We start from the raw sequence: 14292 nt of genomic DNA, 5'->3' as shown, positions 1-14292 counted from the left end.
TCATCGGGTCAGGGGACGCCCCGGCGGGCCGCCCGGTGCCGGGCGGGGCGGCCTTTGGACGGTGTGCAGCGTCACATGTGTGAGGCGGGCCACACCCACGGCGTGGCCCGCCTCCGAGTGAGCGCTAGACGCCCCGCGTTCCGTCCCGGACCGGGTGGGCGGCCCGGGACGGGGCGGCTCACGTGTGCGGGCAGGTGTCCCGGTAGTCGGAGATGTCCCCGATCGCCCGCGGCGGCGGGCACAGGAACTGGTCGTAGCGGGTGTCGTCGTCGATGAACCGCTTCATCCAGGCGATCATGAACTTGGCCATGGTGTCGTTGGAGAACTGCGGGAAGAAGTGGCTGGCGTTGTTCAGCTCCAGGTACGCCTTCTCCCGGGCGTTGGTCAGGCTGTTGTAGAACGGGATGGAGTGCGTGGCGACCGGGGCGATGGAGTCGAGCTCACCGCCGATGATCAGGGTCGGGGTGCGCACTTCCGGCCAGGTCTTGTCCAGGTTCCAGGGCGCGATGGGGATGGCGGCCTTCAGCGAGGTGCGGCTCTTGGCGGCCTCCAGCGTGCCGCCGCCGCCCATCGAGTGGCCGGCCACCGCCAGGCGCGAGGCGTCCACCCGGTTGCGCACCGAGCTGCGCTGGGTCAGGTAGTCCAGGGCGGCCAGCAGCTGACGGCCCCGGCTGTCGGGCTGGTCCAGGCGGGTGTTGGTCTCGATGCCGATGACCACGAAGCCGTGCGAGGCCAGGCGCGGGCCGAGCCAGGCCAGGCTGGACCAGGAGGCGGTGAAGCCGGGCGAGATGGCGATGGCACCGAAGGTGCCCTGGCTGGTGGTGGTCGGGTAGTAGATCCGGCCGCCGCCGAAGCCGGACACGCTCAGCCTGGAGACCGACTGCTCGGAGACGGCGAACGGACCGCGCGCGGCCCTCAGAAGGGATTCGGTGGGATCCGGGCCGCGCTGGTAGGGGTTCGCCGCGGCCTGCGCGGGGGGCGCGGCGACCAGGCCGGCCACCAGGGCGGCGGTCGCCGACAGCAGTCCGAACGACTTCCTCAGGGACATGAGCGTCCTTTCACCGGTGGTCCCGCACTGCGGGGGGTTGCGGGCTGTTTCCGCCGGCGAGGGGAATCGATTCGTCCCGCTCAGACTCCGACCTCGCCGACGCCACCGAGTGTGTGCACGTCCTCACAGGTCAGAAATCGGTGAAATTACCGGCCTTTTCAAGATTGTGCAGAGCACCAATGCACCGCCTGGAGCACCGGCACCGATGGGGCCGGTAATGGTGTTTTCAACATGCGGTCTGAGCCCCGGGGGCGGGCGGCGCCTTGATGCCACCGGCGCGCCTGACCGCACTGCGGCGCTCCCACCTGCGGAAACAGTACCCAGAAAAGGTTCAGCCGGCGGCTTCGGGAATGGTGGAGGCAGCGTTTCCAGACGGCTGCATGCGGTTTTCACCGCGCTCAGGAATTGCCGTGAGGGCAACACACAAGGAAGCCGCGGAAATTGTCCTCGCACACACCGCCGCACCGCGGGTTCGCAGCCCGTTCGCCCGCTCTCCGCCCCGCCCGCGGAACGGCACCGGCAGGCGGCCGTGCCCCGCGGCCCCGCATCGGCGAAGCTCCGTCCTTCGGCTCTGATGAGCGCAAGTCACGGCCGCGGGAACATTCCGTGCCGCCGTCGGACCGGCGCTAAGGAGGTCACCTCCCCCGGCGCCCCGGGGCCGGTCCGCGTCCCTTACCGGGACGGCGCGGACCGGCCGGGCCGGTGCGTCGCCGCGGGCGCGGCCGGCGCCCCGGCTCAGCCGCGGTACCACTCCAGCGCCTCGGTGAGGATCGCCTCGGTGCGGGCGGGCGGCTCCGCCTCGGTCACCAGGGTGTGGAAGGCCTGCCAGTAGTGGTCGATCTCGGCCTGCCGGTCCGGGTAGACCGCGCTGTCGAGCTGCTCGAGGTAGACCACGTCCTGCAGGTCCGGGTGGGGCAGCCGCACCAGGGTGACCGAGCTGAGGCCCGCCGCATGCCCGCCCGCCGCGAACGGCACGATCTGGATGGTGACGTTGGGCATCCGGTGGGCCTTCAGCAGGTGCTCCAGCTGGCCGCGCATCGTCTCCGTGCCGCCGATGGGCCGCCGCAGCACCGCCTCGTCCAGCACCGCCCACAGGTTGACCGGCCGGTGCGGCCGGGTCAGGATCCGCTGGCGCGCCATCCGCAGCTCCAGGCGGCGGGCCTGCTCGGCCGGGTCGGCGCCGCAGTCCAGGGCGATGACCTCGCGGGCGTAGTCCTCGGTCTGCAGCAGGCCGGGGACGAACTGCACCTCAAAGCACCGGATCTCGGACGCCTCCTGCTCGGCGCCCAGGTACGTCCGCAGCCAGGAGGGCACGATGTCGTGGTACTCCTGCCACCATCCGGGGGTGTTGGCCTGTTCGGCCAGGGCGAGCAGGGTGGGGCGTTCCTCCTCCGGCAGCCCGTACAGCTCCAGCAGGTCGGCCACGTCCCGCAGCTTGCAGCCGGTACGGCCGAGCTCCAGCCGGCTGATCTTGGAGGCGGAGGAACGGATCGCCCAGCCCGCCTCCTCGCGCGAGATGCCGCGGGCCTCCCGCAGCCGGCGCAGCCGGGCGCCGAGCACCATCCGGGCGACCAGTGGGCCGCCTGTTTCGGTTTCGACGGTATTGCCGGAATCGCTGTCGATGCTGGTGGCAGAGGACAAGGCGGGTCCCCTCACATCACTGCCGCGCCCAGGCGGGCGGATCGATCGGTACTCGATTTCATGACCATATGAAACTTGCAAGAAATTGACCAGACCCGGCCACGTCCTCTCGCCGGACGTCTTCGCGACGGGACCTCCCCACGGTCAGGGCTTGCGCCCCACTCCGGCCAGGGTCGGCTGGTCCTTGTGCTCCAGCGGTTCGACCTCCGGACGCCACAGCGGCACCTGCACCAGTCCCGGCTCCACCAGTTCCAGTCCTTCGAAGTACTGGCTGATGAACTCGGGGCTGCGCAGCCGGTAGGGGACGGCGCCGGTCTCGTCGTAGCCGCGCTGGGCCTCCTGGAACTTCTCGTCGGTGTTGGTGGCGTCGCAGCAGACCAGGTAGCCGCCCGAGGGCAGCGCCGCCACCAGGTGCCGGACGACCGACAGCGCCTCCTCGTCGGTGAGGTGGCCGAGCACCCCCATCAGCATGATGGCGACCGGCTTGGAGAAGTCCAGGGTCTTCCTGGCCTCCTGGAGGATCTTTTCCGGATCGCGCATGTCGGCGTCCAGGTAGGTGGTGACGCCTTCGGGGGTGCTGGTGAGCAGCGCGCGGGCGTGCGCCAGCACCAGCGGGTCGTTGTCGACGTAGACGATCCGGCACTCGGGCGCGATCCGCTGGGCGACCTCGTGGGTGTTGTCCACGGTCGGCAGGCCGGTGCCGATGTCCAGGAACTGCCGCACGCCCATCTCACCGGCCAGGTAGTGGATGGCACGGGCCAGGAAGTGCCGGCTGGACCTGGCCAACTCGACGATCTGCGGGAAGACCGCCTTGTACTGCTCGCCGGCGATGCGGTCGACCTCGTAGTTGTCCTTACCGCCCAGCCAGTAGTTCCAGATACGGGCGGAGTGCGGCACCGATGTGTCGATCTTCGGGTTCGCCTGACCGGGAGTGTTCTCGGTCACTTCCAGGCTTCCTTCCGTCCATAGGGCTGCGTCGGTACAAACCCTAAGGGCAAGGACACCTGGACTGCCGGAAATCGGCGATTTGAGCCGCCTTCGGACGTTGGACGTCCACCGCCCTGATAAGCGAGCATTATCTCCGCCCTCGAACGCGTTAGCGCATTACCCAAAGAAGTTCAACAGCTTGACCGAATCCGGCCACACCGTCGTCCCGCTGAGCGTCGCCGTCCGTACTCCCCCATGTCGGCCCCGTTCCCTGCGGTGGCGCCCCGCACGCCCGTGGGCCCGGCCGGGCGGACGGGACCGGGCCCACGGAGCCTGCGGGGTGACGGCGGGGCGGAGGTCCTCCGGCCGCCGTCCATTCGGTCCGGGAGGCGTCCCGGACCGGAGGGGTCAGGAGACGTAGTCGTTGAAGCAGACGGTGATGGTGTGGTTCGCCGAAGGCCAGTTCGGGATGGTCAGCCGGGTGGGACGGCCGCCGCCGCGCTGCGTGACGGACAGCGTGACGGTGCCGTTCGCCGTCGCCGAGGCGGGGACGTAAAGGTCGACGGCGCTCATGAAGGGCAGCACGTTGAACAGGCCGAAGGAGCGGCCGGGGTTGGAGCGGCGGTCGGAGAACCGGTCGAAGGCGAAGATCCCGATCGCCCGGCCATCGCGCGGCGCGGTGCCCTCGTTGACGATCGACACGCCGTTGACGGTCAGGGTGTCGCTATTGGATCCCTGGTCGCCCCACCACTCCTTGTTGCGGTAGGCCAGCAGGGCCACGTGGTTGCGGCCGCGCTGGATGAGCCGGTCGATGCCCTCGCCGGGGTTGGAGCTGAGCAGGCGGATGCCCAGGTCGGTGCGCCGGAACGGCTCGAAGTACAGGTGGTGCTGCTGGTCGGTGCCGGCGCGGGTGAGCAGGAACTCATAGTAGGCGTCGCCCCGGCCGGGGAACGGCCCGAAGGAGCCGTCGGCGGCCACCCGCATGGAACGGATCGGCTGGGCGGTGGTGCGCCGCCCGGTGGCCGGGTCGATCTCGAACACGTCCACCACCGCGTCGCCGGGAGAGGCGTTGCTGGGGAAGCGCACCGCGCGCCCGGCCAGCTGGATCTGCCCGGATTCGGGGACGACGTCGGTGGTCCGCGGCTTTTGGCCGGTGAAGAACTCGTACATCGCCGCGAAGGTCGCCGGGGAGGAGGCGTTCTCCACGTGCGACTCGTTCGGCAGGTACACGTTGGTGGCGCCGCGGATGGAGCTGCTGCCGCGGCCCTCCGCCCACACCGCCAACGTGGGCACGCCGCCCGGCGGGGAGCCGGCGGTCGCGCCGTCGATGTTGACGTAGTGCGCGACATTGGCGGCCCGGCTGGGCGAGCTGTTGAGGTACTCCTGCGAGATCGCGGTGCCCAGCGAGTGCCCGACCAGCTCGACCTTGTCGGCGCCGGTGGCCGCCTTCAGCCGGGCGATGCGCCGGTCGAGCGAGGCGAGCACGTCCTCACGGCTGTTTTCGGCGAACAGCGAGTCGTACTCTTCGAACTCGATGTAGGAGGCCGGGTAGCCGTTGGAGGCGAAGCGCTTGGCCTGCGTGGCGAACTGGCTGCCGGAGCCGAAGAAGCCGTGCACGAAGACGATCGGCCGCAGCGTCGCCCGCGCCGCCGCGCCGACTGCCGGCGCCAGCGCCGTCAGCAGCACCACCGCGGTCAGCAGGCCCAGCACCCGACGCAATGCGCCCGGGGGTGGAATTCGTTTGACATGGCGCATCTGGGTTCCTCCAGCACGCGGAGACAACTGGCCAGACATTTGTATGCGCCCGTCCCCCGGCGTCCCTCGCGGCCGAATGACAAACTCCTCCGCGGCGCTTATCAGACGGCCGTGTACCTCGCCAGAGCGCACAGGTCAAGTCGGCGGCATCGGTACGGTGAAAACCACGGGCCGGAAGTGACCCGGGTGTCGGAAACCAGATCCTCATGTGCGTTTGCACAAATCGCCCCTTCTGTAATTGAGCGGGTCGTGTCACGATGTTCGCTCCCGGTACACACCGGCGCGACGAAAAGCGGAGGTTCCTGTGACGGCGGCGACGGCCAGGCCCCCGGTATCGCACCGGGAACACGTGGTCATCCAGACGGCGGTGCGCGGGCTGTTCGACCGGCTTCCCGAGCTCACCGACCGTCTGGTCGAAGAAGTCCGGCGCAGGCAGGACCCGGCGCTGCGCGGCGAGCTCGACGACCGGGCGTTCTGGAAGTCCACCTACATGGGGCTGCGCGCCACGCTGGAGGCGGTGGCCACCCGCGGCGGGCGCCGTCCCGACCTGGGCTTTGCGCACCGGCTCGGCCGCCGCTACGCCGAGCGGCGGATCCCGCTGGACACCGCGCTGCGGATCTACCGGCTGGCCGGCTCGATCCTGTGGGACGCCATGGTGGAGGTCACCCGCGCCAAGCACCCCCAGGACCTGCCGGTGCTGGTGATCGGGGCCCGGCGCACCTGGCTGATGATCGACGAGCTGTCCACCGCGGTGGCCGAGTCCTACCGGGAGACCGAGCGGCGGCTGCGCCACACCGACGTCGGGCAGGGGTATGAGCTGCTGGACGGGCTGCTGGACGGGCACGGCGGCGCCGCCGAGGCCGCGCAGGCGGCCGGCGCCCTGGACCTGCCCGAACGCGGGCGGTACGCGGTGGTGGCGGTGCGCGTGGCCGCGCTGCGCGCCGCCGACGGGGCGGCGCTGCCGGAGGAGGCACGCGGCATCCGCTTGATCTGGCGCGGCCGCGGCGGGGTGCGCTACGGCATCGCCCACCTGGGCACGGCGGGCCTGGACGACCTGGAACGGGCGCTGCGGCCGTTTTTGACCCGGGACGTGGGCATCGGCCTGGTGGTGGACGGGCTGGCCGAGCTGGCGCAGGCCCGGCGCCTGGCGGAGATCGCGCTCAGCACCTGCGCCGGGGCCGAGCCGCGGATCACCCGGCTGGACCGGCATCTGCCGGAGGCGCTGGTGGCCACCCAGCCCGACCTGGCGGCCCACCTGCGCGAGATCGTGCTGGGCCCGGTGCTGGCGCTGGAGCCGGCCGAGCGGGACACGCTGCTGCGCACGCTGCGGGTGTGGCTGGACTGCGCGGGCTCGACGGCCGCCGCCGCAGAGCGGCTGTACTGCCACCGCAACACCGTGCTGAACCGGCTGCGCCGCCTCGAACACCTCACCGGCCGCAAGCTGGCCCACCCCCGCCAGGCCCTGGAGCTGGCCCTGGCGGTGGAGGCGGTGCGGCTGGAGGCGGGCTTCCCCGCCGGCGGCGACCCGCCGGGTGCAGGCGGCTCCCCCCAGCCTTCCCGCGCCTGAGAGCCGGGCGACCTTCGTCCCTGATCCTTTCCGGCTCTGCCGGGTAGGGCTGGAGGCGTGAACACCACGTCCATCCCCAAGACCGCGCACACCCGGCCGGCGGCCGAGGTGGTGCGGGAACTGGACGGCGACCCCGAAAAAGGGCTGACCTGGGCCGAGGCCGCGGCGCGGCGGGAGCGGACGGGCCCCAACGAGCTGCCCGCCGCACGGCGGCGCGGCCCGCTGGCGCGCTTTGCGCTGCAGTTCCACAGCCCGCTGATCTACGTGCTGCTGGCCGCGGCGCTGGTGACGGCGCTGCTGGGCGACCATGTGGACGCCATCGTGATCATGGCGGTGGTGCTGCTGAACGCCTTCGTCGGGTTCGTCCAGGAGTCGCGGGCCGAGCAGGCGCTGGCGGCGCTGGTGGCGATGACGCGCACCGTCGCCACGGTGATCCGCGACGGCCGGCGGCACCGGGTGCCCTCCACCGAGATCGTGACGGGCGACCTGGTGGCGCTGGAGGCCGGCGACAAGGTGCCCGCCGATCTGCGCCTGGTGGAGGCGGCCGACCTGCGGCTGGACGAGTCGGCGCTGACCGGCGAGTCCACCCCGGTGAGCAAGGACCCCGCCCCGGTCGGCGAGGTGGAGCTGGCCGACCGGCGCGACATGGCCTACTCGGGGACGTTCGTGACCGGTGGGCGGGGCACGGGGGTGGTGGTGGCCGTCGGCGGCGCCACCGAGCTGGGGCGGATCCACCGGATGGTGGGCCGCACGCCCGGCGTGCAGACCCCGCTGACCCGCAAGATCGCCCGGTTCAGCCGGCTGGTGACGGTGGCGATCCTGGCGCTGGCGGCGCTGACCTTCCTGATCGGGCTGGCGCGCGGGCAGCCGGTGGACGAGATGCTGATCGCGGCGGTGGCGCTGGCGGTGGGCGCCATCCCCGAGGGGCTGCCGGCGGTGGTGACGATCACCCTGGCGCTGGGGGTGTCCCGGATGGTGGGCCGCCATGTCATCATCCGGCGGCTGCCGGCGGTGGAGACGCTCGGCAGCACCACCGTGATCTGCACCGACAAGACCGGCACGCTCACCCGCAACCAGATGACGGTCACCGCGGTGGCCGCCGGCGGGCGGCTGTATGAGGTGACCGGCGGCGGGTACGCCCCGCACGGGCGGTTCCTGGTGGACGGGCGCGTGGTGCGTCCCGCCGACCACCCCGCTTTAACGGCGACGCTGACCGCCGGGCTGGCCTGCAACGACGCCCAGATCACCGAAAAGGACGGGCGCTGGGAGCTCAGCGGCGACCCCACCGAGGGCGCCCTGGTCGCCAGTGCCCGCAAAGCCGGCGTGGCGGACGCCGCCCGCCGCGTGGCCGTCATCCCGTTCTCGTCGGCCCGGCAGTACATGGCCACGCTGCACGCGGACGGCGCCGTCTATGTCAAGGGCTCGGTGGAGCGCGTCCTGCCGATGTGCGCCGACCGGATCGACCACGCCGGCGAGCGCGAGCCGCTGGACCGCGACGCCATCGCCGAACTGGCCGACGACCTGGGCCGTCAAGGGCTGCGGGTGATGGCCTTCGCCCGGGCCGAACTGGAGCCGGGCACCGCGCAGCTGAGCGAGGAGGAGCCGCCCCCGCTGACCTACCTGGGGCTGCAGGCCATGCAGGACCCGCCCCGCGAGGCCGCCGCCGGCGCGGTGCGCAACTGCCTGACCGCCGGGATCCAGGTGAAGATGATCACCGGTGATCACGCCGCCACCGCCCGGGCCGTCGGCGAGCGGGTCGGGCTGGGCGGCGGCCGGCCGATCCGGGTGATGACCGGCGCCGAGCTGGCCGCCACCCCGGATGCGGACCTGCCGGAGGCGGCCGAGCGCACCGACGTGTTCGCCCGCGTCTCCCCCGAGCAGAAGCTGCGCCTGGTCACGGCGCTGCAGCGGCGCCGGCACGTGGTGGCGATGACCGGGGACGGGGTCAATGACGCCCCGGCCCTCAAACAGGCCGACATCGGCGTGGCGATGGGACGCTCGGGCACCGAGGTGGCCAAGGAGTCGGCCGACATGGTCCTCACCGACGACGACTTCGCCTCCATCGAGGCGGCCGTCGAAGAGGGCCGCGGCGTGTTCGACAACCTGGTCAAGTTCATCGTCTGGGCGCTGCCGGCCAACGTCGGGCTGGGGCTGGTGCTGGTGGCGGCGATCGTGACCGGCGGGCAGCTGCCGATCCTGCCGGTGCAGGTGCTGTGGCTGAACATGACCGCGGTGCTGATCTTGGGCCTGCCGTTCGCGGTGGAGCCCCGCGACGCCGACATCATGCGCCGCCCGCCCCGCGACCCGTCCCTGCCGCTGCTCACCCGGGCGCATGTGGCGCAGATCCTGCTGGTGTCGGCGGTGCTGGTGGCCGGGGCGTTCGGGCTGTTCCACCACGAGCAGGGCATCGGCTCGACCGAGGAGGCCCGCACGGTGGTGGTGAACGTCTTCGCGCTGACCTTGCTGGCCTACGTGTTCAACTGCCTGTCGCTGCACCGGCCGCTGCTGATCGGCGGGATCCGCCGCAACCGGTGGATCGGGGTGGGCGCGCTGGGATTGATCGCGGTCCAGCTCCTGTACACCTACGCGCCCTTCATGAACGAGGTGTTCGGGTCGGCGCCGCTGGGCGCGGGGCCGTGGCTGCGGATGGTCGCGGTGGCCGTGGCCGCCTACGCGGTGGTCGAGGCGTTCAAGGCCGTGCTGCGGGTCCGCGAATCCCGCCGGGTCAAGACAGCAGGACCCGGCGGACACCGGCGGCGATCTCCAGATCCTCCCGCGAGGTGACCACCAGGGTGCGCACGGCGGCGCCCGGCCGGGTGATCTCGGCGTCGCCGTGGGCGGCCTCGTTGGCCCGCTCGTCCACCTCCAGCCCCAGGTAGCCCAGCCGTTCGGTCACCTGGCGCCGCACGTGGGCGTCGTGCTCGCCGACGCCGCCGGTGAACACCAGCACATCCAGCCCGCCCAGCGCGGCGGTCATGGCCGCGATCAGGGCGCACAACCGGTGCAGATAGACCTCCAGCGCCAGGCGGGCGCGATCGTCGCCCTCGGCGGCGCGCTGCTCGATGCGGCGCATATCGCCCGTTCCGGCCAGTGCCGTCAGCCCGGAGCGGTGGACGACCGCCTCGGCGAGCTCTTCGCCGGTGACGCCGTGCCGCAGCAGCCAGGTGAGCAGGCCGGGGTCCAGGGAGCCGGGGCGGGTGGCCATGACCAGCCCGTCGGCGGACGTGAAGCCCATGGTGGTGTCCACCGACCGGCCCCCGGCCACGGCGGCCAGCGAGGCGCCCGCGCCCAGGTGGCACACCACCAGGCGCAGGGCGGCCGGGTCGGCCGACAGCAGCTGCCCGGCCCGGCGGACGGCATGGGCGTGGGAGAGGCCGTGGAAGCCGTAGCGCCGCAGCCCGAAGCGCTCGCGCCATTCGGCCGGCAGCGGGAAGGTGGCGGCGGCCTCGGGCAGCTCGGCGTGGAAGGCGGTGTCGAAGCACGCCACGGCGGGCACGTGCGGCAGCAGCCGCCGCACCTCTTTCAGCGCCCGCAGCGACAGCGGCTGGTGCAGCGGCGCCAGGTCCGCCAGCTCGTGCAGCCGCTCGGTCACCGCCTCGTCGATGAGGACCGGCCCCCGGTAGCCGGGGCCGCCGTGCACGAAGCGCAGCCCGACGGCGTCCGGGACGGGCATCCGCCGCAGCGTCTCGGCCAGCGCCCGCGCCTCCTCTTCGGCCGAGCCGGTCGGCACCTGTGCCCGCTCCAGCAGCTTCTCCTCCTCCAGCAGGCTGAGTTTGAGGCTGCTGGAGCCGGGGTTGACCGTCAGCACCCGCATGGGCGTCTCCTTCGCATGCCGGACGGGCTCAGTGCGGCCAGACCCATTCGGTGATGTCGGCGGGGTCCTCGCCGTGCTCGCGGGTGTAGGCGCGGTGGCGGATCCGCTCGTCCGTCATGAGCTGGCGGACGTGCCCGGCCCGCACGCCCAGCCCCGGCACCCGGTCGATGACGTCCATGACCAGGTGGAAGCGGTCCAGGTCGTTCATCATGACCATGTCGAAGGGCGTGGTGGTGGTGCCTTCCTCCTTGTAGCCGCGCACATGCAGGTTGCCGTGCCCGTGCCGGCGGTAGGTGAGCCGGTGGATCAGGTACGGGTAGCCGTGGAAGGCGAAGATGATCGGCTTGTCGGTGGTGAACAGCGCGTCGAACTCCGGGTCGGTCAGGCCGTGGGGGTGCTCGGTGGGCGGCTGCAGCCGCATCAGGTCCACCACGTTGACCACCCGCACCCGCAGCTGTGGCAGATGGCGCCGCAGCAGGTCGGCGGCGGCCAGCGTCTCCAGGGTCGGCACGTCCCCGGCGCAGGCCAGCACCACGTCGGGTTCGGCGCCGGCGTCGGTGCCGGCCCACTCCCAGATGCCGATGCCGCGGGCGCAGTGGACGACGGCGTCGTCCATCGGCAGCAGGTTCAGCACCGGCTGCTTGCCCGCCACGATCACGTTGATGCAGTCGCGGGAGCGCAGGCAGCCGTCGGTCACCGCCAGCAGGGTGTTGGCGTCCGGCGGCAGGTAGACCCGGATGATCTCGGGTTTCTTGTTCATCACCACGTCCAGGAAGCCGGGGTCCTGGTGGGTGAAGCCGTTGTGGTCCTGCCGCCACACGTGCGAGGACAGCAGGTAGTTCAGCGAGGCGGGATGAACGCCTCATAGCAGTTGAACAGGCCGTGCCGGCCGGTCAGCAGGTAGCCCTCCAGCCAGCCCTGGCACAGGTGCTCGCTGAGCACTTCCATCACCCGGCCGGAGGGGGCCAGGTGGTCGTCGGTGGGCAGCCGCTCGGCCTGCCAGGTCCGGTCGGTGACCTCGAAGACCGCGTTCAGCCGGTTGGAGGCGGTCTCGTCCGGGCCCATGATGCGGAAGTTGTCGGGGTTGGCGGCGATCACGTCCCGCAGCAGCGCGCCCAGCACCCGGGTCGGCTCGGCGAAAGTGGTGGCCGGCCGGTCCACCGGGACGGCGTAGTCGCGGAAGTCGGGCAGGCGCAGCGGGCGCAGCAACAGCCCGCCGTTGGCGTGCGGGTTGGCGCTCATCCGCCGCTCCCCCCGCGGGGTCTGTGCCAGCACCTGCGGCACCGGGCGGCCGGTGCCGTCGAACAGCTCCCAGGGCCGGTAAGAGCGCAACCACCGCTCCAGCAGGGCCAGATGCTCGGGGTTCTCGCGCACCCCCGGCAGCGGCACCTGGTGGGAGCGCCAGGTGCCCTCCACCGGCACGCCGTCGACCTCCTTGGGGCCGGTCCAGCCCTTGGGGGTGCGCAGGATGATCATCGGCCAGCGGGGGCGGCCTTTGTTCCCGCCCTCGCGGGCGTTGCGCTGGATGGCGGCGATCTCATCCATGACCCGGTCGAGGGTCTCGGCCATCTTCCGGTGCATGACGGCCGGGTCGTCTCCGGCGACCACGTAGGGGCGGTAGCCGTAGCCTTCGAACAGTGCCAGCAGTTCCCGTTCGGGGATGCGGGCCGGCACCGTGGGGTTGGCGATCTTGTAGCCGTTCAGGTGCAGGATCGGCAGCACCGCGCCGTCGCGCACCGGGTCGAGGAACTTGTTGGAGTGCCAGGCGGCCGCCAGCGGCCCGGTCTCGGCCTCGCCGTCGCCCACGATGCAGGCCACCACCAGGTCGGGGTTGTCGAAGGCGGCGCCGAAGGCGTGCACCAGCGCATAGCCCAGCTCGCCGCCCTCGTGGATGGAGCCGGGCGTCTCGGGGGCCACGTGGCTGGGCACGCCGCCGGGGAAGGAGAACTGCCGAAACAGCCGGGCCATGCCGGTCTCGTCCCAGGAGACCTCCGGGTAGACCTCGCTGTAGGTGCCCTCCAGCCAGGCGTTGGCCACCGCCGCCGGCCCGCCGTGGCCCGGCCCCATGATGTAGATCATGTTCTGGTCGCGGGTCCTGATGACCCGGTTGAGGTGGGTGTAGCAGAAGTTCAGGCCGGGCGTGGTGCCCCAGTGGCCCAGCAGGCGCGGCTTGATGTGGCCGGGTTGCAGCGGCTCCCGCAGCAGCGGGTTGTCCAGCAGGTAGATCTGCCCGGCCGACAGGTAGTTGGCGGCCCGCCAGTGAGCGTCCAGCAGGCGCACCTCCGCATCGGTCGGCGCGGTGGGATGAACGGGTACGGCGGTGTCGGTCATGGGGTCTGGCATCCTTCGGCGTCGGCGATCCGGGCCGGGGCGGGATGCGGCCCGTCCCACGGGGAGTGCACGCAAGACGACCTGCCCCTGATCCGGCGGCCCGAACCTCGCCATTGGTCCCCTCTCCGCGCCGAAACCGACCCCGGCCCGCAGGGCGGGCGAAGCCGGCATGCCACCATGAACGGCGGATCGAAAGAGGTTCAGCATGCCGGAGGAGACGACGGGCCCTGCTCCGTCCGCCATCGAGCAGATGTTCACCCTGCAGCCGCTGGAGGGGGATGCCTTCCTCGCCGAATCCCCCGCCGTGGGCAGGGAGCGGCTGTTCGGCGGGCAGGTCGCCGCCCAGAGCCTGCGCGCCGCCTGCCTGACCGTCGACCCCGCGCGGCCGCCGCACTCCCTGCACGTCTACTTCATCCGTCCCGGCGCCATCGGGGAGCCGCTGCGGCTGGAGGTGAACCGCACCCGGGACGGGCGTTCTTTCTCCACCCGGCATGTCACCGCCTGCCAGGGCGGCAAGCCGATCCTGGAGATGGTGGCCTCCTTCCACGACCCCGAGCCGGGGCACGACTGGCAGCCGTCCCCGCCCGAGGGGGTGCCCGGCCCAGAGGAGCTGGAGCCGGTGACGACGGACCGGTTGCTTCGGCACCTGCTCCCCTTTGAGATCCGGATGGTCCGGCCCGGCCGTCCAAGGCGGCCGTTCCTGCTGCGCCATCCGTTCTGGATCCGGGTCAACGCGCCGGTCGGGGACGACCCCGCGCTGCACGCCTGCCTGATCACCTACCTGTCCGACATGGGAGTGGTCCCCAGCGCCGTCGCGCCCGGCACCCGCGGATCGGTGCAGATGGCGGTCAGCCTCGACCACGCCCTGTGGTTCCACCGGCCGGCCCGGGTCGACCAGTGGCTGCTGTACTGGACCCGCCCGGCCAGCAACTCCGGCTCGCGCGGCCTGGCCCACGGCACCTTGCACACCCGGGACGGGACCCTGGTGGCCTCCGTGGCCCAAGAGGCCCTGCTGCGCTTTGCCGATGAGGAGAACTGATCCGCCGCGCCCAGGATTGTGCCCTGTCATAACAGCGGCGGCCCCGGGTTTCGCCACGGCCGGCCGCAAGCCCGCTGAGCTGGGGATACCTCGCCGGTGAACGGGCCTTTCGGCGGGCGCGGCGACCTCGGCTCCGCCGGGACGGCCCACCGGGCACGGCTAGACTGCCT

Annotated in this window: 8 protein-coding genes and 1 pseudogene; 3 read left to right on the top strand and 6 right to left on the bottom strand. The window is 72.0% G+C overall.

Translation table 11 applies throughout. The features are described 5' to 3' along the window. Positions 1-178: 178 nt before the first annotated feature. The 4 genes from BUE48_RS06345 to BUE48_RS06330 all read right to left on the bottom strand — a co-directional run bounded on the left by BUE48_RS06345 (position 179) and on the right by BUE48_RS06330 (position 5371). Positions 179-1048: an alpha/beta hydrolase family protein gene (locus tag BUE48_RS06345; RefSeq protein ID WP_286989292.1), complete on the bottom strand. Its 870-nt coding sequence runs from the start codon at positions 1046-1048 to the stop codon at positions 179-181. A gap of 735 nt (positions 1049-1783) precedes the next feature. Next, a complete protein-coding gene (locus tag BUE48_RS06340; protein WP_012851644.1) occupies positions 1784-2689 on the bottom strand; it encodes a Sco1979 family transcriptional regulator in 906 nt (301 codons plus the stop codon). Positions 2690-2833: 144 nt separating this feature from the next. Continuing rightward, positions 2834-3634, bottom strand: coding sequence for an SAM-dependent methyltransferase (locus BUE48_RS06335; RefSeq protein WP_286989289.1), 801 nt, complete (start codon positions 3632-3634; stop codon positions 2834-2836). A 390-nt stretch (positions 3635-4024) separates the two neighbouring features. Continuing rightward, positions 4025-5371, bottom strand: a complete 1347-nt coding sequence (locus BUE48_RS06330; RefSeq protein ID WP_012851642.1) for an alpha/beta fold hydrolase — start codon at positions 5369-5371, stop codon at positions 4025-4027. A gap of 304 nt (positions 5372-5675) precedes the next feature. Between BUE48_RS06330 and BUE48_RS06325 the strand changes: the two genes are divergently transcribed. Further along, on the top strand, positions 5676-6938 hold the full coding sequence (locus tag BUE48_RS06325) for a PucR family transcriptional regulator (protein WP_012851641.1): 1263 nt from the start codon (positions 5676-5678) through the stop codon (positions 6936-6938). Positions 6939-6995: 57 nt separating this feature from the next. After that, positions 6996-9722 (top strand): cation-translocating P-type ATPase, encoded by a 2727-nt coding sequence (locus tag BUE48_RS06320; RefSeq protein ID WP_286989285.1) that lies wholly within the window; start codon positions 6996-6998, stop codon positions 9720-9722. Here BUE48_RS06320 and BUE48_RS06315 read toward each other — a convergent pair. Beyond that, complete coding sequence (locus BUE48_RS06315) at positions 9664-10752, bottom strand: acetate/propionate family kinase (RefSeq protein WP_286989284.1); 1089 nt, start codon at positions 10750-10752, stop codon at positions 9664-9666. The genes BUE48_RS06320 and BUE48_RS06315 overlap by 59 nt on opposite strands. Before the next feature lie 28 nt (positions 10753-10780). Then, a pseudogene (locus BUE48_RS06310) lies at positions 10781-13083 on the bottom strand (phosphoketolase family protein). Positions 13084-13288: 205 nt separating this feature from the next. Here BUE48_RS06310 and BUE48_RS06305 point away from each other — a divergent pair. Continuing rightward, positions 13289-14122, top strand: a complete 834-nt coding sequence (locus tag BUE48_RS06305) for an acyl-CoA thioesterase (RefSeq protein WP_286989283.1) — start codon at positions 13289-13291, stop codon at positions 14120-14122. Positions 14123-14292 lie beyond the last annotated feature (170 nt).

This window comes from Thermomonospora sp. CIF 1 (assembly GCF_001896795.1).
Lineage (GTDB): Bacteria > Actinomycetota > Actinomycetes > Streptosporangiales > Streptosporangiaceae > Thermomonospora > Thermomonospora curvata.
The sequence above is the reverse complement of the archived record's forward strand: the minus strand, read 5'-3'. Positions and strand labels throughout refer to the sequence as shown.